At 72.8% G+C, this 22,244-nt stretch carries 25 protein-coding genes; 8 read left to right on the forward strand and 17 right to left on the reverse strand.

Features of this window, described 5'->3' with window-relative positions; translation table 11 throughout:
- Positions 1-16: 16 nt before the first annotated feature.
- Genes N3K63_RS14150 through N3K63_RS14170 form a run of 5 tightly spaced genes read right to left on the reverse strand, consistent with a single transcriptional unit; the run spans position 17 to position 2,352 of the window.
- On the reverse strand, positions 17-634 hold the full coding sequence (locus N3K63_RS14150) for a hypothetical protein (RefSeq protein ID WP_261580839.1): 618 nt from the start codon (positions 632-634) through the stop codon (positions 17-19).
- The gene (locus N3K63_RS14155; protein ID WP_261580840.1) at positions 631-1,293 is read right to left on the reverse strand and encodes a DNA/RNA endonuclease G; all 663 of its coding nucleotides are present in this window, start codon (positions 1,291-1,293) and stop codon (positions 631-633) included. The genes N3K63_RS14150 and N3K63_RS14155 overlap by 4 nt, the downstream gene beginning before the upstream one ends.
- On the reverse strand, positions 1,290-1,685 hold the full coding sequence (locus N3K63_RS14160; RefSeq protein ID WP_261580841.1) for a hypothetical protein: 396 nt from the start codon (positions 1,683-1,685) through the stop codon (positions 1,290-1,292). The genes N3K63_RS14155 and N3K63_RS14160 overlap by 4 nt, the downstream gene beginning before the upstream one ends.
- The gene (locus N3K63_RS14165) at positions 1,682-1,870 is read right to left on the reverse strand and encodes a DUF2273 domain-containing protein (protein ID WP_261580842.1); all 189 of its coding nucleotides are present in this window, start codon (positions 1,868-1,870) and stop codon (positions 1,682-1,684) included. The genes N3K63_RS14160 and N3K63_RS14165 overlap by 4 nt, the downstream gene beginning before the upstream one ends.
- On the reverse strand, positions 1,867-2,352 hold the full coding sequence (locus N3K63_RS14170) for an Asp23/Gls24 family envelope stress response protein (RefSeq protein WP_261580843.1): 486 nt from the start codon (positions 2,350-2,352) through the stop codon (positions 1,867-1,869). Before N3K63_RS14170 ends, N3K63_RS14165 begins: the two co-directional genes overlap by 4 nt.
- 135 nt (positions 2,353-2,487) lie before the next feature.
- On the opposite strand from N3K63_RS14170, the gene N3K63_RS14175 reads away from it, so the two are divergent.
- The 3 genes from N3K63_RS14175 to N3K63_RS14185 are packed head-to-tail and all read left to right on the forward strand — an operon-like array spanning position 2,488 to position 4,042.
- Positions 2,488-3,063 carry an RNA polymerase sigma factor gene (locus N3K63_RS14175; protein WP_261580844.1) on the forward strand — a complete coding sequence of 192 codons (576 nt, stop codon included), beginning with the start codon at positions 2,488-2,490 and terminating at the stop codon, positions 3,061-3,063.
- Complete coding sequence (locus N3K63_RS14180) at positions 3,060-3,704, forward strand: Asp23/Gls24 family envelope stress response protein (protein WP_261580845.1); 645 nt, start codon at positions 3,060-3,062, stop codon at positions 3,702-3,704. The genes N3K63_RS14175 and N3K63_RS14180 overlap by 4 nt, the downstream gene beginning before the upstream one ends.
- The gene (locus tag N3K63_RS14185; protein WP_261580846.1) at positions 3,701-4,042 is read left to right on the forward strand and encodes a hypothetical protein; all 342 of its coding nucleotides are present in this window, start codon (positions 3,701-3,703) and stop codon (positions 4,040-4,042) included. Before N3K63_RS14180 ends, N3K63_RS14185 begins: the two co-directional genes overlap by 4 nt.
- Before the next feature lie 62 nt (positions 4,043-4,104).
- Here the strand turns inward: N3K63_RS14185 and N3K63_RS14190 are convergent, their stop codons facing one another.
- Complete coding sequence (locus tag N3K63_RS14190) at positions 4,105-4,599, reverse strand: GNAT family N-acetyltransferase (protein ID WP_261580847.1); 495 nt, start codon at positions 4,597-4,599, stop codon at positions 4,105-4,107.
- 138 nt (positions 4,600-4,737) lie between these two features.
- Here N3K63_RS14190 and N3K63_RS14195 point away from each other — a divergent pair, with 138 nt between their 5' ends.
- Genes N3K63_RS14195 through N3K63_RS14210 form a run of 4 tightly spaced genes read left to right on the forward strand, consistent with a single transcriptional unit; the run spans position 4,738 to position 8,659 of the window.
- Positions 4,738-7,095: an arylsulfatase gene (locus N3K63_RS14195; RefSeq protein ID WP_261580848.1), complete on the forward strand. Its 2,358-nt coding sequence runs from the start codon at positions 4,738-4,740 to the stop codon at positions 7,093-7,095.
- A 6-nt stretch (positions 7,096-7,101) separates the two neighbouring features.
- On the forward strand, positions 7,102-8,010 hold the full coding sequence (locus tag N3K63_RS14200) for a hypothetical protein (protein ID WP_261580849.1): 909 nt from the start codon (positions 7,102-7,104) through the stop codon (positions 8,008-8,010).
- 47 nt (positions 8,011-8,057) lie between these two features.
- Positions 8,058-8,270 carry an SCO4848 family membrane protein gene (locus N3K63_RS14205; protein WP_261580850.1) on the forward strand — a complete coding sequence of 71 codons (213 nt, stop codon included), beginning with the start codon at positions 8,058-8,060 and terminating at the stop codon, positions 8,268-8,270.
- Entirely contained in the window at positions 8,267-8,659 is a 393-nt protein-coding gene (locus tag N3K63_RS14210) for an NUDIX hydrolase (protein WP_261580851.1), read from the forward strand. The genes N3K63_RS14205 and N3K63_RS14210 overlap by 4 nt, the downstream gene beginning before the upstream one ends.
- A gap of 19 nt (positions 8,660-8,678) precedes the next feature.
- Here N3K63_RS14210 and N3K63_RS14215 read toward each other — a convergent pair whose 3' ends face one another.
- From N3K63_RS14215 to N3K63_RS14255, 9 genes are all read right to left on the reverse strand, one after another.
- Positions 8,679-8,894, reverse strand: a complete 216-nt coding sequence (locus tag N3K63_RS14215; protein WP_390895270.1) for a putative acetyltransferase — start codon at positions 8,892-8,894, stop codon at positions 8,679-8,681.
- Positions 8,888-10,363, reverse strand: a complete 1,476-nt coding sequence (locus N3K63_RS14220; protein WP_261580874.1) for an SDR family oxidoreductase — start codon at positions 10,361-10,363, stop codon at positions 8,888-8,890. The genes N3K63_RS14215 and N3K63_RS14220 overlap by 7 nt, the downstream gene beginning before the upstream one ends.
- A gap of 85 nt (positions 10,364-10,448) precedes the next feature.
- Positions 10,449-10,883 carry a VOC family protein gene (locus tag N3K63_RS14225; RefSeq protein WP_261580853.1) on the reverse strand — a complete coding sequence of 145 codons (435 nt, stop codon included), beginning with the start codon at positions 10,881-10,883 and terminating at the stop codon, positions 10,449-10,451.
- 241 nt (positions 10,884-11,124) lie between these two features.
- Positions 11,125-12,108, reverse strand: coding sequence for an ornithine cyclodeaminase family protein (locus N3K63_RS14230; protein ID WP_261580854.1), 984 nt, complete (start codon positions 12,106-12,108; stop codon positions 11,125-11,127).
- Positions 12,105-13,322, reverse strand: a complete 1,218-nt coding sequence (locus N3K63_RS14235; RefSeq protein ID WP_261580855.1) for an amidohydrolase family protein — start codon at positions 13,320-13,322, stop codon at positions 12,105-12,107. The genes N3K63_RS14230 and N3K63_RS14235 overlap by 4 nt, the downstream gene beginning before the upstream one ends.
- On the reverse strand, positions 13,319-14,857 hold the full coding sequence (locus N3K63_RS14240; RefSeq protein WP_261580856.1) for an ABC transporter substrate-binding protein: 1,539 nt from the start codon (positions 14,855-14,857) through the stop codon (positions 13,319-13,321). Before N3K63_RS14240 ends, N3K63_RS14235 begins: the two co-directional genes overlap by 4 nt.
- Positions 14,858-14,868: 11 nt before the next feature.
- Complete coding sequence (locus tag N3K63_RS14245) at positions 14,869-16,461, reverse strand: dipeptide ABC transporter ATP-binding protein (protein WP_261580857.1); 1,593 nt, start codon at positions 16,459-16,461, stop codon at positions 14,869-14,871.
- A complete protein-coding gene (locus N3K63_RS14250; RefSeq protein ID WP_261580858.1) occupies positions 16,458-17,351 on the reverse strand; it encodes an ABC transporter permease in 894 nt (297 codons plus the stop codon). The genes N3K63_RS14245 and N3K63_RS14250 overlap by 4 nt, the downstream gene beginning before the upstream one ends.
- Positions 17,348-18,265 (reverse strand): ABC transporter permease, encoded by a 918-nt coding sequence (locus tag N3K63_RS14255; RefSeq protein WP_261580859.1) that lies wholly within the window; start codon positions 18,263-18,265, stop codon positions 17,348-17,350. Before N3K63_RS14255 ends, N3K63_RS14250 begins: the two co-directional genes overlap by 4 nt.
- A 188-nt stretch (positions 18,266-18,453) precedes the next feature.
- Between N3K63_RS14255 and N3K63_RS14260 the strand changes: the two genes are divergently transcribed.
- Positions 18,454-19,152: a GntR family transcriptional regulator gene (locus N3K63_RS14260; protein WP_261580860.1), complete on the forward strand. Its 699-nt coding sequence runs from the start codon at positions 18,454-18,456 to the stop codon at positions 19,150-19,152.
- A gap of 53 nt (positions 19,153-19,205) precedes the next feature.
- Here N3K63_RS14260 and N3K63_RS14265 read toward each other — a convergent pair whose 3' ends face one another.
- Together N3K63_RS14265 and N3K63_RS14270 are read right to left on the reverse strand one after the other, a co-directional pair.
- Positions 19,206-20,093, reverse strand: coding sequence for a DUF1295 domain-containing protein (locus tag N3K63_RS14265; RefSeq protein ID WP_261580861.1), 888 nt, complete (start codon positions 20,091-20,093; stop codon positions 19,206-19,208).
- Between the two features lie 20 nt (positions 20,094-20,113).
- Entirely contained in the window at positions 20,114-21,958 is a 1,845-nt protein-coding gene (locus tag N3K63_RS14270) for an AMP-dependent synthetase/ligase (RefSeq protein ID WP_261580862.1), read from the reverse strand.
- Positions 21,959-22,244: the final 286 nt, after the last annotated feature.

A 22,244-nucleotide genomic window follows, 5' to 3' on the forward strand; every position in this document is an offset into this window, starting at 1 on the left:
GCGAACGGCATCCGGCTCATGACAGCCGACGCTGGTCTTGCGCCAGGCGGGCGCGCAGACCGGAGTGGATCGAGATGTAAGTGGGCACCTCCTGGCCGGTGACCGTGGTGAGGTTGGTGACGAGCCGGTCGACGCGCTCGACCACGGCCCGCGGCGACGTGTTCTGCCGCGGCGTCACGCTCACGTGCAGCACGGGGCGCCCGGCGACGGTGTGGGCGGTGACGGAGGTGCTGAGGATCTCGTCGCGCTGCGCGAGGGCGTGGGTGAGTGCATCTGAGGCGAACGACTCCTTCACCGTCACGCGGCCCAGCGGATTCTCGGCGCCGTGCGCCCGCAGCAGGGCCCGCGAACGGTGCACCGACGGCGTGCGGATGAGGATGACGATGAGCACGATCACCACGAGGGCCAGCGCGGCGACGGCGCCGATCCCGAGCCAGGATGCCGTGGCGTCGCCGATGCGGGTCGCATCCTGCGCGTCGCTCAGCGCGGTGCCGGCGGTGGTGAGCGCGCTCGTCCACGCCTCGCCGGCGGCGGGCCAGACGCGCGCCGTGGCGGCGCCGCCGCCGACCACGATCAGCACGAGGCCGATGAGGCCGAGCAGGATGCGGTTGGTCGCGCGGTTGGTGTCGTTCATCGGTCCCACTCCTGTTCGGGCGCCCGGGCCACGCGCACCTGGGTGCGCACGGGGCGGGCCAGCTGGAAGCGCGCGATCTCGGCGTCGGCGAGCGCGCGCACCCGGTCGACGTCGAGCGGTTCGCCCGCCGCCGGTGCGAGGGTGATGTCGATGCTGCGATGGGCCACACCGACGGTGATCTTGTCGCGGGCGAGCCCCGTCTCGAGGCTGAGGTGCTGGGCGAGCGCCGCGGCGATCACCCCGTTGTCGACGACGACGGCCCGCTCGCCCCACTGCAGCTCGTGCTTCGGGAGGCGGCCGGGCGCCACGGCGAGCACCACGAGCACCGCTCCGACGACGGCGATCCCCACGCCGCCGGCGATGACGGCGGCCGCAGGCTCGGCCGTCGGCAGCGCCACGACCCAGCCGAACGCCGGGCCGGGTGCCACGAGCAGGGGAGCCGCGCCGAGCAGCGACAGCACGATCTCGGTGCCGACGTAGACCAGGGCGAGGATCACCAGCACGACCGCGGCGAACATGGCGACCGTGCGCGGCGAATGCGTCTCACGGCGCACCACCCGGGCCAGCGCCGGGGTGCCCCGGGCGGGCGCGGCACTCGGGACGGCAGGGTCACCGGACGTGCCGGGCGCGCTCGGCCGTGCCGGGCTGACGGTGCTCATCGGACTCTCCTTCGCGGGGGCACGGTGGCCCCGGTGATCGTGATGTCGACGCGGGTGATGTCGCGTCCGGTCAGACGCCCGAGCCGCGCCTGCAGCTCCTGCTGCAGCGCGCCGAGGCGTTCGACGACGGGCGTGGCCGCCGCCACCGCCTCGAGGTCGTCGAGGTCGGGCACCGACAGCGGAGTCGCCAGTCGCACCGCCAGACCGCCGGCGTGCTCGGCCACGTCGACCGACACGTCGTCACGGCCGACGCCGACGACGTCTGCCGCAGCCGCGCGGACGGCGGTGCGCAGCGCGCGCTCGCGCACCACGATGCGTCCGGGATACGTGGGCTGCTGCGCCGCGGCATCCGTCGCATCGCGGCCGACGGGCCACACGCTGCCGCCGCTCACGAGGTGCGCCGGCCGGTGAAGGCGTCGGCCAGGCCGCGCACGTCGAGCTTGCCCGAGGCGATCCGCCCGATGAGGGCCCCCACGGCCATGAACAGCGCCACGAGGAGGAAGCCCCAGAACCCGAAGATCAGGGCGCTGAGGGCGAGCACCGCGCCCAGTGCCGCCCCGGCGACGGTCGTGCTCACGAGACGCGCGATTCGTCGGCGGAGGTGTCGTCGCTGGGCAGGTGCACGTCGTTGACGTCGACGTTGACCTCGACGACCTCGAGTCCGACCAGACGGCTGATCGCACCGGCGACCGCGGCACGCACGCTCGCGGCGACCTCCTGGATGGGAGCGGGGTACTCGACGACGATCGTGATGTCGGCGGCGGCCTGGGTCTCGCCCACCTCGACCTTGACGCCCTGCGTCAGGTCGGTGGCGTTGACGACCTCGCGCAGCGCACCGAAGGCGCGGGCTCCGCCGCCGCCGAGTGCGTAGACGCCCGCCACCTCGCGGGCGGCGATGCCGGCGACCTTGGCCACCACGCCGTCGGCGATCGTCGTGCGGCCGGCGGCGCTGTCGTCGAGGGCGACGCGGGTGGATGCGAACGGGCGGTCGACCCGGCCCGCCGAGGACTGCGGGGTCGCGGGAGCGGCGGGGGTGGGGGTGTTTTCCTGAGTGGCCATGACGGGTCCTTTATCTCTTCTCGGGAGCGGTGACAACCACCTGGGTGGCTCTCTCCGGGAGCGTTACTTTCGCTCTCACAGGTAAGAGGCGCCGGGCGGCGGTTTCGTCACAGAAAAGTTCGAGAAAGATTCGGGATGACAGGTCGTGAGGCTGCGGGAGCACCGCTGGGCGAGGTCGCCGACCTCATCCTGGTCGCGCGTGCGACCGACGGCGACACCGAGGCGTTCGGCGAGATCGTGCGCCGTCACTCGCCGATCGTGCGCGCCTATGTGTGGCGCATCGTCGGCTCGCTGAGCGAGGCCGACGACGTCGTGCAGGAGGCGTTCGTGATCGCGTGGCGCAAACTCCCGACGCTGCGCGACCCCGCCATGGTGCGCCCCTGGCTCATGCGGATCGCCAGCCGGGAGGCGTTCGGGCTGCTGCGTCGCCGTCGCGGCGAGGTGAGCCTCGACGTCGACATCGTCGAGCCGCAGGCGCGCTTCGACCTGCAGCCCGAGACCGTCGCGATCCGCAATGCGCAACTCGAGGCGCTCGCCGCCGCACTGGGCACCCTGCCCGAGAACGAACGTCGATGCTGGCTGCTGCGGGAGATCGCGGAGTTGAGCTATACCGAGATTGCAGATGAGATGGACATTCCCCTGAGCACGGTCCGCGGGTATCTCGCCCGAGCCCGATCGCGCATCACGAGCAGGATGGAGGGGTGGCGATGACCGGCGACGACGGCATCGTCCTCGAGTGCGGACGGACGATCGAGGAGCTCAGCACCTACCTCGACAACGGCCGCACGCCCCGCGATCCCGACATCGAGAACTGCCCCGAGTGCCTCAACGCGCTGGAGGCGCTCGAACGCGTGGGCCAGCTCTCCCGCGACCTCATCGCCGACGAGGCGGTGCACCTTCCCGCCCTGCCGGAGAGATGGTTCCAGGGCATCCTCACCGCCGTGCGCGCCGAGGTCGGCACCGGCCGGAGCCTGCCCGTGCAGCACCCCGACCCTCGGGTGCGCATCACCGTCACCGAGGGCGCCGTGCGCTCGCTGCTGCGCGCAGCCGGAGACAGCATCGACGGACTGTTCGTCGGGCGCACCGAGATCGTCGGCGACGCCGACGTGCCCGGCGCCCCCGTGCAGGTCCGGCTGACCGCGACCGCCGCGTGGGACCGCGACGTGACCGAGCTGGCGGAGCGCCTGCGCACCCGGGTCTACCGGGTGCTGGCCGAGCACACCGAGCTGAACGTGACCACGGTCGACGTCGACATCGTCGACGTGCACGGGTACGACCCCGCCGACACCGCAACCCCCGGAACCCCCGGAACCCCTGGAACCCCCGGAGCCCCCGGAAAGGACCTCTCATGAGCACCGACCTCGATCCCGTCGAACCGCTCGAGCCGGTCGGTTCCGCTGCCGCCGAGCCGCTGCTGGCCGCGGTGCTCGGCACCGACGGGGTCGCCGAGGTGTTCTCTCCGCACAGCCGGATGCGACGCCTGCCGGGGCTGCTCGTGCCCGCCGTCGGCGGCGCCGAGCCCGAGGTGGCCGTGGTCGACGACGGCGGCCGCCCCGCGGTGGCCGTGCGGATCGCGACCTCGTCGGCGCAGTCGACGGTCGACACTGCCCGGCGGGTGGCCGACCGCCTGCTCGCCGCCGCCGACGACCCGGGCGCGACGGTCGACGTCGAGGTGGCGCGCATCCACTGAGGGGCCCGGCGGCCGCGCCGGGCACCGCGGACCGCGCCGCGACCCGCGGCATCCGCTCGTCGTCAGCGCACCATGCGGGCGTCGGTGATCGCCGGGGCGCCGGGGTCGATCTGCTCGACGCCGTCGAAGGCGAACCCGTTGCGGCGGTAGAACGCGATCGCGCGGGGGTTCTGCGCGGCTACCCAGAGCATCGCCGGGTCGGCGCCGAGCGTCTCGTCGAGGAGCGCCTGCCCGATGCCGGTGCCGTGCGCGCCCCGGCTCACATAGAGGCAGTAGAGCTGTCGCGCGCGCGGCGGCTGCGCGTCGGCGGTCCCCATGCTCGGGCCGCTGAACGCGAAGCCCGTCGGCACGCCGTCGACCTCTGCCAGTCGCACGACCCGGTCGGGCCGCGGCGCGCCGAGGATGTGCGTCCACATGTCGTGGCGCATGCGCGTGTGCGCCTCGTCGAAGAACCCCGCCGGCAGCAGGTGCGCATACGTCTCCTGCCACGTGCGCACGTGCAGCGCCGCGATCGCGGGGGCGTCGGATGCCACGGGGGTGCGCACGAGGAAGTCCATCGGACGATCCTGGCAGACCCCGTGGTGGGGGCCGGTCGAGCGCGCGCAGATCCGCTCCGCACGACGCCCGGAAAAGGGTGGCGGCTCGCCGGGCGCCCCCGCTAGCGTGAGCCTCATCCCCACCCCAGAGGAGCTCGCATGACCCAGGATGACTTCCCGCGCTCGTCGCTGCCGATCCCCGATCTGGCCTACACCGGCACGGTGACCTACGACGCCACCGACCCCGACACGCACTACCCGCCGATCCGGCCGGTGCGCGCGCCCGAGGGGGCGCCGAACGTGCTCGTCATCCTCATCGATGACACCGGGTTCGGGGCGTCGAGCGCCTTCGGCGGCCCGGTGCACACGCCCACGTTCGAGCGCATCGCCGCGCAGGGCCTCAAGTACACCCGGTTCCACACCACCGCGCTGTGCTCGCCGACGCGCGCGGCCCTGCTGAGCGGCCGCAACCACCACACCGTCGGCATGGGCGGCATCACCGAGATCGCGACCTCGGCGCCCGGCTACAACTCCCTCCGCCCCAACAAATGCGCGCCGCTGGCCGAGACGCTCAAGCTCAACGGCTACAGCACCGCGCAGTTCGGCAAGTGCCACGAGGTGCCGGTGTGGACCGCCAGCCCCGTCGGCCCGTTCGACGGCTGGCCCTCGCCCGGCGGCGGCTTCGAGCACTTCTACGGCTTCATCGGCGGCGAGACCAACCAGTGGTACCCGGCGCTGTACGAGGGCACGATCCCCGTCGAGCCGTGGGGCACCCCCGAAGAGGGCTACCACTTCATGGGCGACATGACCGACAAGGCGATCGCCTGGACGAAGCAGCAGAAGTCGCTCGCCCCCGACAAGCCCTTCTTCACCTACTTCGCGCCCGGCGCGACCCACGCCCCGCACCACGTGCCGGAGGAATGGGCCGACAAGTACAAGGGCGCCTTCGACCAGGGCTGGGACGAGGTGCGCAAAGAGACCTTCGCCCGTCAGAAGGAGCTGGGCGTCATCCCGCAGGACGCCGTGCTCACCGAGCGCAGCGACGGCATCCCGGCGTGGGACGAGATGAACCCCGACCTGTATCCCGTGCTCGCCCGCGAGATGGAGGTGTACGCCGGCTTCCTGTCGTTCGCCGACCACCACGCCGGCCGTCTCATCGACGCGCTCGACGAGCTGGGCGTGCTCGAGGACACCCTCATCTACGTCATCATCGGCGACAACGGCGCCTCCGCCGAGGGCACGATGAAGGGCACCACCAACGAGGCGTTCCTCCTCAACCACATGACCGACATGGAGGACGACGACTACCTCATCGCGCACAAGGACGACCTCGGCACCCCGCGGTCGTACAACCACTACGCGATCGGGTGGGCGCACGCGATGGACACCCCGTACCAGTGGACCAAGCAGGTCGCCAGCCACTGGGGCGGCACCCGCAACGGCACGATCGTGTCGTGGCCGAACGGCATCGCCGCGCGCGGCGAGATCCGCAACCAGTTCGCGCACGTCATCGACGTCGCCCCCACGGTGCTGCAGGCCGCAGGCATCCCCGAGCCGCACACCGTCAACGGGGTCACCCAGCGCCCCTACGAGGGCACCCCGATGAACTACTCGTTCGACGACGGCGCCGCCGACGAGCAGCACACCACGCAGTACTTCGAAATGGTCGGCAACCGCGCCATCTTCCACAAGGGGTGGACGGCCGTCGCCAAGCACAAGTACCCGTGGCTGGGCTCCGACCACCCGCTCGACGACGACGTGTGGGAGCTGTACAACGTCGAGGAGGACTGGACGCAGTCCAACGACCTCGCCGCCCAGGAGCCCGAGCGGCTCGCGCACCTGCAGCAGCTGTTCCTCATCCAGGCGGCCCGGTTCAACGTGCTGCCGCTCGACATCCGCACCGCCGAGCGGTTCAACGCCGACCTGGTGGGCCGGCCCAAGATCCTCGACGGCGACACGCAGATCCTCTACCCGGGCATGAAGCGCCTCAACGAGAACTGCGTCATCGGGGTGAAGAACAAGTCGTTCACCGTGACGGCGAAGGTGACGATCCCGGATGCCGGTGCGGCCGGCGTCATCGTGGCACAGGGCGGCGCCTACGGCGGATGGAGCTTCTACCTGCACGAGGGCGGCCTGGCGTTCTGCTACAACACGCTCGCCATCGAGGTGGCCACGGTGCACTCCGACACGCCCCTGGCCCCCGGCACGCGCGAGGTGCGCGCCGAGTTCGCCTACGACGGCGGCGGCCTCGGCAAGGGCGGCACGGTCACGCTGTTCGACGGCGACCAGCAGGTCGGCACCGGGCGGGTGGAGCGGACGATCCCGTTCACGTTCTCGCTCGACGAGACGGTCGACATCGGCCAGGACCTGGCCTCGCCGGTGTCGCCGGACTACTCCACCGACGACAACACCTTCACCGGTGACATCTCGTGGGTGCGCCTCGACGTCGGCGACGACGACCACTCGCACCACGCCGACCCGGCCCACCTCATGGCCAACGCGATGCTGAAGCAGTAGCCCGCCATGCCGACGAGACCGGAGCCCGCCGCAGGGGACGGGGCGCAGGAGCACTCGCGGCGCCGGCGCACGATCGCGGGCTGGTCGCTCGGTCTCGTCGGCGGGGCGGTGCTCGTGGGTGGTGTCGTGATCTACGGATGGATGATCGACGAGACGCACTTCGACCGCCCGAGCGCGCGCTTCGACGAGCTCGCGGCGCGCGTCGAAGCGGCGCCGGGCGTGAGCGAGGTGAGCACCGAACGGTGGGTCGAGGCGCCCACCTTCGCCCAGCCCACCTCGTGGCTGTCCGCCACCGTCGACGCGGCCGCCCTGCCCGCCGTGCTCGACGAGGTGTGCGCGGGCGACCACCCCGACCCGGTCACGATGTCGCTGCGGGTGCGCACCGCTGCCGGCACCACGGTGTCGCTGCACGGCGAGGCCGCGGCCGCGCCCCGCGCAGCGGATGCCGTGTGCCCGGCGTTCGGATTCGACGCGGCCCCGCTGGTGTCGGCCCTCGACGAGGTCGTGCCCGGTCTGGAGGTGCAGCCGGCGGTGTGGGACGCAGGGCGTTTCGCGATCGTCGCCACCGCCGACCCCGCCGCGCCCCTCTCCGCCCTGCTGCCCCTGGTCGCCCACGCCGACGACCTCGCGCGCGCCGCCGGGCGCGATCCCGGCGAGCCGATCGAGATCAACGCGGCGACCCTCGGGCTCACCGTCGCGGCGGGCGAGCGCGGCCGCACCCAGGCGCTGCTGCGCGAACTGGCCGACGAGCGCGGCGTGGTCGCGTTCTGGGCCGACGACGGCAGCGGCCGCAGCGACGGCGCCCCGCAGGTGCAGGTGACCGCCCCGGCCGCGCAGCACGCTGCGATCACCCGCGCCATCCGCGCCAGCGGGCTCGCCTTCGCCGACTACGAGATCTCGGCGGCCGAGGGCTGAGCCCGGCCGCACCGGGCGCACCCTCCCGCGCGACCTACGATCGAAGGGTGACCGTCTTCGCTGCCGTCCTGCTGCTGGCAGGCGCCGTGTTCAACGCCGTCGTGTGGCCCCGCTTCTATCCGCGCATCGCGAACGACCCGCGCGCCCGCGCTGCCGACGGCAGCCGCACCGCCTTCTACCGCGTGCACGTCGCGCTCATCTGCATCGCGCTCGTGCTGGCCGCGGCATCCGCGGTCGTGGGCGTGCTGGTGCTGCTGTGACCGAGACCCGCGAGATCCGCGTCTCCGCCGCGGTGATCCTCGACGCCGAGGGACGCCTGCTGCTGGTGCGCAAGCGCGGCACGACCGCGTTCATGCAGCCCGGCGGCAAGCCCGAGCCGGGTGAGGCGCCCGCCGACACCCTCATCCGCGAGCTGCACGAGGAGATCGGCGTGCTCGTCGCCCCCGCGCAGCTGCGCGCGCTGGGCGAGTACCGCGCGCACGCCGCCAACGAGCCGGGCTTCGTCGTCGTCGCCGACGTGTTCGCCGTCGACCTGGCGCGGCGGATGCCGGTGGTCGCCGCCGAGATCGAGGAGCACCGCTGGGCGACGACCGCCGACGCCGACGATCTCGAGATCGCGCCGCTGGCGCGCGAGTACTTCCTGCCCTGACCCGCGTGCGGCCGGGCGCTCAGCCGACGCGGCGCGGGCGGGGTGCGGGCGGCGGCGGCACCTCTTTGGCGGCGATCACGGCGCCGCGGGGAATGCGCTCGACCCCGCGCTTGCCGTCGACCACGAGCTCGCGCGCGTCGGCGGCCAGCAGCACGCCGAGCGCGTCGGTGGCCTGCCCCGTGGGCAGCAGGTAGCGCACCACCACCCGCATCCCGGGGGTGAGGTCGCTCACCATGCGCTGCGGGCGTAGTCCTTGAGGAACACCCCGAACAGGTCTTCGCCGGCCTCGCCGCGCACGATCGGGTCGTACACGCGGGCGGCACCGTCGACGAGGTCGAGCGGGGCGTGGAAGCCCTCTTCGGCCAGACGCACCTTCGTGGGGTGCGGGCGCTCGTCGGTGATCCAGCCGGTGTCGACACTCGTCATCAGGATGCCGTCGGTCTCGAACATCTCGCGGGCGCTGGTGCGGGTCAGCATGTTGACGGCGGCCTTGGCCATGTTGGTGTGGGGGTGCCCGGGGCCCTTGTAGCCGCGGCCGAACACGCCCTCCATCGCGCTGACGTTGACGATGTAGGTGCGCCGGGCGGTGCTGGCGCGCATCGCCGGGCGGAGCATCGACACGAGGATGAACGGGGCGGTGGTGTTGGCCAGCTGCACCTCGAGCATCTCGATCGGCTCGACCTCGTCGACGGCCTGCACCCACGAGTTCGTGTCGTGCAGGTCGGGGATGAGACCGCCGGCGTCGATCGCGGTGCCGGCGTGCAGCCGCTCCAGCGAGCTCGAGCCCGCCGTCATCGCCTGCTCGGTCAGCTCGTCGGCGCGGGAGGCGGCCGCGGCCAGCACCGGGTGGGCGGCCACCGACTGCGCGAGCGCCTGCGGGTGCGGGTCGTTGGTGTGCCCGAACGTCACCAGCTGCGGCAGCGGCCCGCTCGGCAGCGGGGCCAGCTCGGCGTCGACCAGCGGCTGGTAGGCGCCCGGCGAGCGACGCACGGTCTGGGCAGCGTTGTTGATGAGGATGTCGAGGGGGCCGGCGGCGGCCACGTCTTCGGCCAGGCCGATCACCTGGGCGGGGTCGCGCAGGTCGATGCCGACGATCTTCAGGCGGTCGATCCACTCGGGCGCGTCGGGCAGGCTCGAGAAGCGCCGCACCGCGTCGCGCGGGAAGCGGGTGGTGATCGTCGTGTGGGCGCCGTCGCGCAGCAGCCGCAGCGCGATGTACATGCCGATCTTCGCGCGACCGCCGGTGAGCAGAGCGCGCTTGCCGGTGAGGTCGGTGCGCGCGTCGCGCTTGGCGTGGCTGAGCGCCGCGCAGTCGGGGCACAGCTGGTGGTAGAACGCGTCGACGAGCGTGTAGGGCTGCTTGCAGATGTAGCAGGGGCGGGGCTTGAGCAGCGTGCCGGCCGTGGGGGCGGTCGTCGACGAGCTGATCGGGATGCCGCGGGTCTCGTCGTCGATGCGGTCGGGGGCCCCGGTGGCGGTGGCGGCGACCACGGCGCGGTCGGCGGCGGCGATCGCCTCGCGGATCTCGCGGCGCCGCTCCTTCTTCGTCGCCTTGAACATCGCGGCGGTCGCACGACGGACGGAGATGAAGTCGGGATGCGACTGGTCGACCTGCGCGAGGTCTGCCAGCACCCGCAGCGTGGTGGCGAGGTCCTGCGGGTCGATGCCGCTGGGGGCCGTCACCTCGTCGCCGGCGGCGGGCAGGTCGGAGGGGTCGGCGTCGGAGGTCAGCGGGGCGGAGGGCACAGGGAATTGTAATCCGCGGCGCCTGGACGACTCCCGGCGGGCGTCACTGCAGACAGAACTCGTTGCCCTCGGGATCGCGCAGCTGCCAGTAGTGCTCGGGCCACGGCCCCCACCGCTGGTCGACGAGGCGCACCACCGATGCGCCGAGGCCCACCAGCCGGTCCTTCTCCTCGGCGAGCAGCTGCGCCCGCGGCCGGTCGTCGCCGTCGGCGGCGGTGACGGTGATGTCGAGGTGCAGCCGGTTGCGCCCCGCCTTGCGCCGGTCGGCATGGTGGAAGAACAGCCGGGGGCCCGCCCCGGTGGGATCTTCGGCCAGGCCGCGCCGGGCGAGGTCGTCGTCGGTGAGCCCGGCGGCCAGCAGTTCGCTGCGCAGCGGCTCCTCCCACGTCTGCGGCGGATAGCCGAACACGGCCGACCAGAACCGGGCGAGCGCGGGCGGGTCGTCGGCGTAGAACGTGATGTTCCCCAGGGCGTTCATGGTGGACCTCCTCGTCGGGGCGAGGCTACGCCGGACGGGCGACATCGGGAACCGCGCTCGCGCGACGGGATGCAGAAGGGCCGATCGGGGATCCCGACCGGCCCTGTCTCTCTTGCACCAGAGAGCCCTGCAATCACATGCGGCTGACCGCCACAGCAAAACGATCAGCGCACGACGACTCTATAACGACGAGGTAACGAACGACCCGCTCCCGGCGGGGGTCCATAAGCGATTCCCAGGCTCACGCGCCGAGGTCGATATGGGTGCCCACCCCGCGCTCGCGCGCGGCCCGCACCAGCACATCGGCCACGGCGAGGTCTTGCGCGCCGATTCCCACCGAGTCGAACAGCGTGATCTCGTCGGCATCCGTGCGGCCCCGGCTGCGGCCGGTGAGCACCTCGCCGAGGGTGCCCACCACGTCGTGCAGCGACATGGCGCCCTCGGCGACGGCCAGCAGCAGGTCGCCCGATTTGGTCTGGGCGGTGGCGTGGTCGTCGACCCACACGCTCGCCCGGGCCATCGCCGCCCCGTCGAGCTCGCGCTCGTCGGGCCGCGGGCGGGCGCCGACGACGTTGAGGTGCTGCCCCGGGCGCAGCCACTCGGCGCGCACGATCGGCTCCACTGACGGGGTGAGCGTGCACACCACGTCGGCCGCCGCGAACACCTCCTCGGGAGTGGCCGCGGCCACGACCTCGCCCGGCCCGTCGACGGTGGCGGCGAAGCGCGCCACCGTCTCGGGCGAACGCGACCACACCACCAGGCGCTCGAACGGGCGCACGCCCCGCAGGGCGCGCACGTGCTCGTGGGCGAGGGCGCCGGCCCCGATGAGGCCGAGCACCCGGGCGTCGTCGCGGGCGAGGGCGCCCGTGGCGACGGCGCTGGCGGCGGCGGTTCGCACGCGGGTGGGCACCCGACCGTGCAGCAGCGCCACCGGCTCGCCGTCGACCCGGTCGGCGACGAGGATCATCGACCGCTGGGTGGGAAGACCGCGCTGCGCATTGGCGGGGAGGTCGGTGAGCAGCTTCACCCCGACGAGCCCGAGTGCGTCCGACACCGCCGACATCAGGATGTAGCGGCCGGTGTCGGCGCCGGTGGACATCGACGTCGGCTGCGGCTGGTCGGCGGCGCCGGCGGCGATCTCGGCGAACACCCGGGCCACCGCCTCGGCGGTGAGCTCGCGGTCGACGAGCCCTTCGAGCTGCGTCGCGCCCAGCAGCAGGGTCATGCCGCGACCTCGCCGGTCAGTTCCAGCCCGTCGGCCACGACGGCGCCGCGGTAGAGCACGGTGCGGTCGGGCAGCCGGTCCATCACCGCGGCCGTCACCGTGTCGCCGGCCACGAGCACCAGGTCGGCCGGGTCGCCGGGGGCCAGGCCCGGCCTGTCGAGCGCCGAGGCCAGCGCCGGCGCGGTGCCCATGACCGCCCGCCCGCCGGCGGTCGCGATGGCCACGCAGTGCTCGATGTCGTCATCGCGGCGGAACCCGTTGGTGAACGCCAGCTGCCAGGTGCGGTCGAGCATGTCGGTGTTGCCGTAGGGCGACCAGTAGTCGCGCTGCCCGTCCTGCCCGAGTCCCAGCCGGATGCCGTACTCGGCCAGCAGCAGCGTGGGCAGTGCGGTGGGCGGTGCGATGGTCGCCATCGAGATGTCGAGCTCGCGGAACTGCTCCAGGAGCGCCCGCAGCTGCGGCTCGGGGAGCTTCCCCAGGCCGTACCCGTGCGAGATCGTCACCTTGCCGGCCATCCCCAGCGCGCGGGTGCGCTCGATGATGAGCTCGGTGGAGAACTTCGCGAGCTGGTCGGGCTCGTGCAGGTGGATGTCGATCGGCGCCTGGTGCTTCTCGGCGATCCCGAACACGAGATCGAGGTGGCGCACCGGGTCGCGGTCGAGGGCGCACGGGTCGATGCCGCCGACGACGTCGGCGCCGCGGGCCATGGCCCCGTCGAGCACCTCGATCGAGCCCGGCTCGCGCAGCAGGCCCGCCTGCGGGAACGCGATGATCTCCACGTCGCACCGCCCCGCGTTGGCCTCGCGGGCGGCCAGCACCGCGTCGAGGCGTTCGTGACCGGCATCCACGTCGACCTGCGCATAGGTGCGTACCGCGGTGGTGCCGCGGGCGATGGCGCGCTCGAGGGTGGTCGTCACCCGCTCGGTCATCGACACCTCGGCGCCGCGCCAGTTGTCGCGGTCGTTGAGCATCATATTCCACACCCCGGCGGTGCCGGTGTGCGGGCGGAACGGGAGGCCGACCCGGGTGGAGTCCAGGTGCACGTGCACGTCGGCGAACGACGGCAGCAGGATGCGGCCGCGGCCCTCGACCACCCGCACCTCTCCGGTGGGCGGCGCGGTCACGGGGCCGATGACGGCCCCGTCGCGGACGGCGAGGTCGGTGACCTCGCCGCCCCACGGGCGCACGTCTCGCAGCAGGGTGGTGGTGCTCATTCGAAGCTCGTCCCGGTGAAGTCGAACAGGCCGTCGGCGCGGGGCTCCCAGGCCAGGGTGCCCGCGGCGGCGTAGTTGTTGGCGGGCACGTAGAGGGGCACGAAGTAGCCCTGGGTGTTGCTGTAGTCGAGCAGCTCGGCGAACACGTCCTGGCGGGCTTCCCCGTCGACGCCGCGCTGCTGGGCGGCGAGCTCTGCCGTCACCGGGTCCTGCGCGTAGTTGTTGTTGCCGGCCGTCTCGAAGAAGTCGGTCAGCGGCAGGTCGCCGTCGAGCGTGGAGGGCGCCCAGGTGTTGAGGTAGATGCCCTTCATCTCCTTGTTGCGCACCTTCAGGGTGTGGCTCTGCTGGTCGGCGCCGCGCATCTCCACGGCGATGCCGACCGCGTCGAGGTAGCCCTGGATGCTCTGGGACACCTCGCTGGAGAGCGGGATGCGACCGTCGGTGGCGTAGTCGAAGGGGATGGGGGAGCCGTCGTACCCCGCCTCGGCCAGGAGCTTCTTGGCGGCATCGGGGTCGTAGGCGAAGCCGTCGACATCGCCCGAGAAGCCCTCGACGGCGGGGGCGAGCATCGAGGTGGCCGGCTCTGCCAGCCCCGACAGCAGCGAGCCGGTGATCGCCTCGGTGTCGATCGCCATGCCGATCGCCTCGCGGATGCGGGGGTCCTGCAGCACGCCGGAGGTGGAGTTCAGGCCCAGGAACACGACGCCGTTGGAGAGGGCGCTGAAGACCTGGGCGTTCTGGGCGCCCTCGATGCTGGAGACCTGGGTGGGGCCGATCTGGGCGACATCCAGGCTGCCCGAGAGCACGCCGCTGGCGCGCGACTCGGCCGAGGCCACCGGCTGCAGCGAGATCTTCTCGATCTGCGGCGCCTCGCCCCAGTAGTCCTCGTTGCGGGCGAGGTCGTATGAGACGCCCTTGGTGATCTTCTCGAACGTGTACGGCCCCGAGCCGATCGGGTCCTGCGCGTAGGCGTCGGCGCCCATCTCCTGGTAGGTGTCGGCGGGGACGACCGAGATCAGCGACGTGTTGCGGGGGAAGGCCGAGAACGGCTGCTTGAGCACGAAGCGCACCGTCTGGTCGTCGACCTTCTCGACGCGGTCCACCGACGAGAGGTAGGCGTAGTTCTCGCCGGTGGGGTCGGCGAGGATCGTCTCGTACGAGAACACCACGTCGTCGGCGGTGATCTCCTCGCCGTTGCTGGCGGTCACGCCCTCGCGCAGGGTGAAGTCCCACGTGGTCAGGTCGTCGTTGGCGGTCCACTCGGTGGCGAGCTTGGGCTCCATGGCGCCGTCGGCGGTGATCTTCACCAGCTGGTCGTGGGTGTGGAAGAACACCGACAGCACCACGAGCGCGCCCGAGCGGATCGGGTCCATCGAGGTCGGGTCGGTGGGCAGGGCGGCGGTGATCGTGGTCTGCGACGGTCCCCCCGAGGCGGCGGGCTCGTCGAAGCCGCCCGCGCAGCCGGCGAGCACGAGCGCCCCGAGGGCGAAGAACGAACCGGCGGCGAGGGCGCGGCGGGAGCGGGTGATTGTCATGGCGGTGCCTTTCAGGAGGTGAGGCGGGGGATGGCGTCGAGCAGGGTGCGGGTGTACGGATGCTGCGGGTCGGTGAACACGTCTTCGGTCGGGCCCTGTTCGACGATGCGGCCCGACTGCATCACGACGACGCGGTCGGCCACGCCGCGCACGACGCCGAGGTCGTGCGAGACGAACAGGTAGGCGAGGCGGTGCGCGCGCTGCAGGCCGCCCAGCAGCTCGAGCACCTGCGCCTGGATGGAGACGTCGAGCGCCGAGACCGGCTCGTCGAGCAGCACGAGGGCGGGGTCGAGGGCCAGAGCGCGGGCGATGCCCACGCGCTGGCGCTGGCCGCCCGACAGGCGCCGGGGGAGGCGCTCGTCGAACGTGTCGTCGAGGCCGACGCCGTCGAGCAGCTCGCGCACCCGGGCGCGGCTGAACGCGCGGCGCACCCGCAGCGGCTCGGCCACGGTGTCGGCGATCGCGTACCGCGGGTCGAGGGCGGAGGAGGGGTCTTGGAACACGATCTGCGCCCGCGAGCGCTGCGCCGCCGAGCGCCCGGCGATCGTGGGCGCAGCCGGGCTCCCCTCGAAGGCGATCGTGCCCGAGGTCGGGGCGGTGAGACCGAGGATCGCACGCAGCAGCGACGACTTGCCGCATCCCGACTCGCCGACCACGGCGAGCGTCTCGCCCGCGTGGATCTGCAGCGACACCCCGTCGACGGCGCGCACCGGGGCGCCGCGGCGGCGGCCCGGGTATTCGACGACCAGGTCGTCCACGCGCAGGGCGGGGGTGGCGGCGAGGTCGATCTCGGCGGCGGTGCGCTGCGGGGCCCGGTGGGCCGACGGGATCGCGGCCAGCAGCCGCCGCGTGTACTCCTCGGCGGGGCGGCCGAGCACGTCGGCGGTCGCGCCGCGCTCGACGATCTCGCCGCGCAGCATCACCGCGATCTCGTCGGTGTGCTGGGCGACGACGCCGAGGTCGTGCGTGACGAGGGCCAGCGCCGATCCGGTGCGCTCCCGCACCTCGTCGAGCAGGGCCATCACCTGCGCCTGCACGGTGACATCGAGCGCGGTGGTCGGCTCGTCGGCGATGAGCATGAGCGGGTCGTGGGCGATCGCCATGGCGATGACGGCGCGCTGGCGCATGCCGCCCGACCACTGGTGCGGGCGGGTGGCGGCGCGTTCGGCGGCCGAGCGCACCCCCACCGACTCCAGCAGCTCCACCGCGCGGCGACGCGCCGCGGCGCGGCTGAGGCCGGCGTGCACGCGCACCGCGGCGGCAATCTGCGCGCCGACGGGCTGCAGCGGGTTGAGCGAGGACATCGGGTCCTGGAAGATCATCGCGACCTTGCGCCCGCGGATGCCGCGCAGCTCGCGTTCGTCGAGGGCGGTGATCTCGCGCCCGTCGAGCACGATGCGTCCGCTCGCGACGCGCACGCCCTCGGGGAGCAGCCCCATGGCGGCCAGCATCGTGAGGCTCTTGCCCGAGCCCGATTCGCCGACGATGCCGAGGGCGCGGCCGCGGGCGACCTCGAAGCTCACGTCGTGCACGACGGTGTGGGCGCCGGCGGGGGAGGCGACCTCGATCGACAGGCCCTCCACGGACAGCACGGGAACGGTCATCGGGTTCCTCCCTTGCGCAGCAGCGTGCCGCGGGCCTCGGCGGTGAACTGCTGGCTGACGAACTGCACGCCCGCCACGGCGAGGAACATCGTGAGGCCGGGCAGGATCACCAGCCACGGGTCGGTGGCGAGGTACTTCTGGGCGTCGAAGATCATCGCGCCCCAGCTGGGGGTGGGCGGCTGCACGCCCAGGCCCAGGTACTCCAGCGACGACTCGATGAGCACGATGGTGGCGATGTCGGTGGCCGCGATGATGAGGGTGTGCGGCCACACGTTCGGCACGATGTGGCGGGTGAGCACCCACACCCGGTCGGCGCCGTGGGTGAGCGGGGCGACGACGAAGTCCTGGGTGCGCAGCGCCGCGGCGATGTTGCGGGTGACGCGGGCGTAGCCCACCCACCAGGTGCAGCCGACGACGATGATCGTCAGCGCCGCACTGGGCGAGACGACGGCGCAGATCGCGATCAGCAGCAGCACGACCGGCATCGCCAGCACCGTGTTGGACAGCACCGACAGCGCCGCCTCCAGCCGCCCCCCGAAGAACCCCGAGAGGATGCCGATGGTGGTGCCGATGAGGGCGTTGAGGACGACGATGGCCAGGGTGATGCCGAGGGTCACGCTGGAGGCGAGCGAGATGCGGCTGAGCAGGTCGCGGCCGAGCGGGTCGGTGCCGAGAAGGTGGGCGGGGTCGGCGAACGGCTTCTGCAGCGCGCGGGAGAGGTCTTGCGTGAAGGGATCGAAGCCGGGCAGCAGCGGCACGATCGCCGCGAGGGCGACGACGCTGCCGATCATCACGAGGCCGACGACGGCCGAGGGGCGCAGGCGCAGCCGCGGTGGGCGGGCGATCGTGGTGGCGGAGACGGGGGCGGGGGCGAGGGGCGCGGCGGTCATGACTGGGCCGTTCGGGGATCGATGCGGGCGACGACGAGGTCGACGAGGGTGTTGACGACGACGAACATGAGCGCGACCACGAGCAGGCCCGCCTGCACGATCGGGAAGTCGCGCTGGCTCACGGCGTCGGTGAGCAGGTGGCCCAGGCCCGGCCAGGCGAAGACCACCTCGACCACGACGGTGCCGCCCAGCAGGCCGCCGAGGTTGAGCCCCGCCATGCCCAGCACCGGCGGCAGGGCGTTGGGCAGCATCTGGGTGAGCAGGATCGTGCTGCGCCGGCGGCCCTGCGCGAAGGCGGTGCGCACGTAGTCCTGCCCGGCCTGCTCGCTGAGGGCGGCATCGAGCAGTCGCAGGTACATGACGAACTGGCCGGTGGCCAGGGTGACCACCGGCAGCACGAGGCTGGCGGGGCTGGTGCGCCCGAGCGAGGGCAGCAGGCCCGCCGCCACCGAGAAGACCAGCACCAGCAGCAGGCCGAAGAAGAAGTCAGGGATCGACTGGCGCACCGCGCCGCTCCATCCCACGATCGCCCGCAGCACCCGGCTGCCGGTGAGCTGGATGGCCAGGGCCGCCACCAGGGCCAGCGCGAAGCCGGCCAGGAACGCCCAGAACGCCAGCTCGATCGTCGCCGGGATCCGTTCGAGCACGAGGCCGATCGCCGGTTCGTGCATGCGGTACGAGTCGCCGAAGTCGCCGGTGAACAGCCCGCCGAGGAAGTCGAGGTACTGCACGAGGAACGGGCGGTCGAAGCCGAGGCTGGCGTTGAGCGCGTCGACCTCGGCGGCGGTGGCGTTGTCGGGGAGGAGCAGGGCGGCCGGGGCGCCGGTCAGGCGGCCGAGGACGAACCCGATCGTCACCACGAGCAGGATCGTGGCGACGGCCAGGCCGAGGCGGCGCAAGAGGAACGGGAGCACGAGCAGGACGCTATGACACCGCTCCGGGGTGGGCCGCCGTTGTAACCAACACGCAACACAACCCTTACGGCCGCGACACTTTGGAGTACCAAATGCACCCGCAGCGCGTGCAAACGTGAAACAAATGCAGTTTCGGAATACCAAACGTGCATTGCCGACGTTCGGCGCCGCTCTGCCAGGATGGGAGCATGCAGCAGTCCGACGCGACCGGGCCCCGCATCGCGCACACGCTGCGCGAGCGGATCATCACCGGCGAGATCGCCATGGGCGACAAGCTCGGCGAACGCGGCGTCGCCGAGCAGCTCGGGGTCTCACGCGTGCCGGTGCGCGAGGCCCTGCAGCAGCTCGAGGCCGAGGGCTTCGTCTCGTCGTCGCACCGTCGCGCGGCCATCGTGCACACCTTCACGTTGCACGACGCCCGTGAGCTGTTCGACATGCGCCTGCAGCTCGAGCCCTTCGCCGCGGCGCTGGCCGCCGAGCGCGCCCGCGCCGGCGCCGACACCACGCGCCTGCTGGCCGCGCTGGAAGTGGCCCACGTCGAGCACGACGGCGACGGCCCGCCCTCGACGCGCAACTCCGATCTGCACGAGGAGATCTTCGCGCTGGCCGGTCACCAGCTGCTCATGCGCATGAGCGGCCTGCTCACCGGGCGCACCCGGTGGCTGTTCCGCCTCACCCCCGAGCGCGATACCCCGCGGCGATGGGACGAGCACGACGAGATCGTCGAGGCCATCCTCGGCGGGCACGTGGAGCTCGCCCGCACGCTCGCCGCCGCGCACGTCGAGCGCGGGCGCGTCGAGTCGATGCCGCGTCTGGCCGAACGGCTGCCCGCCGACGTGCCGGCCCGCCGCCGCCGCGCGGCGCCGGCGACGGCATCCACGACCTGACCCCGGCGCCGGCGCAGCGACGTGCGCCGAGCCGGGCCGAGGCCCGGCGCCGTTCAGGCGGCGGGAGCGGTGAGCCGGGGGATCAGCACCGGGGTCGCGGCCTTGTAGGCCTCGTAGTCGGCGTCGCCGCCCCAGGTGCGGTCGGCCTTCGCCTCGAGCAGCGGGATGCCGCTGACGCGGGTGAGCAGCAGGATGACGAACACCGGCGACAGCAGCGCGACCCACTGCCAGCCCGTCAGCACGGGCGCGGCCACCAGCATGACGCCGATCCACAGCAGGATCTCGCCGAAGTAGTTCGGGTGGCGCGAGCGCGACCACAGGCCGGTGCGGATGAAGCGGCCACGGCCGGCGGCATCCGCCCGGAACGCGCTCTTCTGCGCATCGGCGACGACCTCGATCGTGATGCCGACGACCCACACCACGACCCCGACGATCGAGAGCCACCCCAGCGGCGCGCGCTGCTCGGGGGCGACGCTCATCGCGATCCACGCGGCCGACGCGGTCACCGACACCCACAGCCCCTGCAGCACCCAGACGCGCAGGAACGGCAGCGGCCGGGCCTTCAGCTCGTCGAAGCGGTCGTCGGCGCCGGAGCGGCGGATGCGCAGGAACAGGAACGATCCCAGGCGCACGGCCCAGAGGATCACCATCGCCGCGAGCACCCACGAGCGCAGGTCGGGGGCGGGCACCGCCACCAGCACGAGCACCGACACCGCGATGAAGGTGAGGCTGCCGGTGAGGTCGAAGAACCGCTCGGTGCGGGCGATGGCCGACGGGATGTACACGACGATCTGCACGAGGAAGGCGATCGCCACGGCCAGGGCGAACACCGGCAGCCCGGCGACGGTCGCGCCGTGCTGGCTGCCGGCGAGGGCGATGAGCGCCCCGATGACGAGGGCGACGACGACGGTGAGAAGGGAGGCGCGATTCTGAGAAGACATGGGGGAGTTTCCGGGGGAGGTCAGCGGTAGAGGTTCTCGACGGCGGCGGAGCCGCGCTCGAGCACCACGCGGCGCTTGATCTTGAGGGTGGGGGTGAGCAGGGTCGTGTCGAGGTCGGCGGAGACGAGGGTGAACCGTCGCACCCGCTCGCTGCGGGCCACGAGCGCGTTGGCGGCGTCGACGCTGGCCTGGATGCGGGCGCGGAGGCGCTCGTCGACCACCTCGGCCAGCTCCGTGCCGGCGGCGTGCGACAGGGTGACCCCCTCGGCCAGGGCCCACTCGGTGACCGCGTCGGGGTCGAGCAGCAGCAGCGCCGACAGGTAGGAGCGGCCCTCGCCGACCATCACGGCGTGCGCGATGAGGGGGTTCTCCTCGACGGCGAACTCCCACGTCGCGGGCACCACGGTCTTGCCGTTGGAGGTGACGATGACGTCCTTCAGTCGGCCCTCGATGATGAGGTTGCCCTCGTCGTCGAGGCGCCCGAGGTCGCCGGTGCGGAAGAACCCGTCGACGAAGGCGTCCGCGTCGTGCTGCGGGTCGCGGTAGCCGCCGAACACGCCGATGCCGCGGGCGAGCACCTCGCCGTCGTCGCTGATGCGCACCGTCGAGCCGGGCAGGGGCGGACCGACCGTGCCCGAGCGGATGCGCCCGGGAAGGTTGCCGGTGAGCGGGGCTGTGGTCTCGGTGAGGCCGTAGCCCTCGATGACAGGCACCCCGATGCCGCGGAAGAACAGCGACAGCTCGGGGTCGAGGCGGGCGCCGCCCGAGAGCACGTAGTCGACGCGTCCGCCCATGATCGCCCGCAGGCGCCGGTAGAAGAGGCGGTCGAACAGGGCGTGGCGCAGCCGCAGGGCCGTCGGCATCGCCCCGGTGGGCTGCTCGGCGCGGCGGCCCCACTCCTCGGCGGTGCGCACGGCGGCATCCCACACCCGCGACAGGCGGGCGGCGGCGGCCTTCTGGCCGGCGGCGGCCTGGATCTTCTGCAGCACCCGCGGCACGACCACCAGGAAGGTGGGCCGCAGCACCCCCAGTGAGCCGACGACGGCGGTGGGGTCGGACAGGTGGGCGATGCGCATGCCGCTGGCCAGGCAGATGAGCTGCAGGCCGCGCGCGAGCACGTGCGCCAGCGGCAGGAAGATGATGGTGTTGCCCCGCGGGTGCACGACCTCGCCGTACGCCGCGGCGATGTTGAGCACCTGACCGAGGAAGTTGCGATGCGTGAGCACCGCCCCCTTGGGCTCGCCGGTGGTGCCGGAGGTGTAGACGATCGTCGCGGGGGAGTCGAGCCCGGCCGTCGTGCGACGGGCTTCGAGCTGCGCGTCGTCGATCTCGTCGGCGCGCGCGGCCAGGTCGGCCAGCGTCGGCGTCGCGCCCGCCGTGACGGCATCCGCGGTCGTGCTGTCGTCGACGTCGCCGCTCATGCGCCAGACGCCGAGGGAGCCGGTGCCGGTCGCGGCGAAGGCGTCGGTGAGCACGCGGGTCTGCTCGGGGGTGCCGCCGACGGCCAGGCGCACGTCGGCGTCGGCGACGATGGCCGCCACCTGCGCGGGCGACGACGTGTCGTACACCGGCACCACCACCGCGCCGGCGAACCACGCGGCGAGGTCGACCAGCGCCCACTCGTAACGGGTGGGCGCCATGATGGCCAGGCGCTCGCCGGGGCGGATGCCGGTGGCGATGAGCCCCTTGGCCAGCCGCTGCACCTCCGTCAGGAACTGCGCGGTCGTCACGACGCGCCAGCCCTGCCCCGACGGCACGTCGAACGCGCCGTGCTCGGGCGCGGCGGCCGCGCGGCGGGTGAGCAGGTCGGTGATGTTGCGGTGGTCGTCGACCGTGGTCGACAGGGGGGTGGAGTGCTCCCGCATCGTCTCTCTTTCCCAGCGTCGTCGGGCGGTGTCGTCACCGCGATCGGAGCGGGCTCCTCGAGACTAGATGTGGATGAATGAATCGCCGTGGTCGGGGCCGACCCCTTGACACGGCGGCGCCGAGGTGTCCGCTCGCGGAACTGTTCGGAGCCCTGCCGGGATCGGATGGGATCGGATCGGATCCCGGGGGCCCGGGTACGGCGAAGGCCGGCCCGGAGAATCCGGACCGGCCTTCACTCGTGCGCGCGGCGGCGTGCGGGGGGGGGGGGGGGGGGGGGGGGGGGGG

Source organism: Microbacterium festucae (assembly GCF_025421715.1).
In the GTDB taxonomy this organism is placed as follows: Bacteria; Actinomycetota; Actinomycetes; order Actinomycetales; family Microbacteriaceae; genus Microbacterium; species Microbacterium festucae.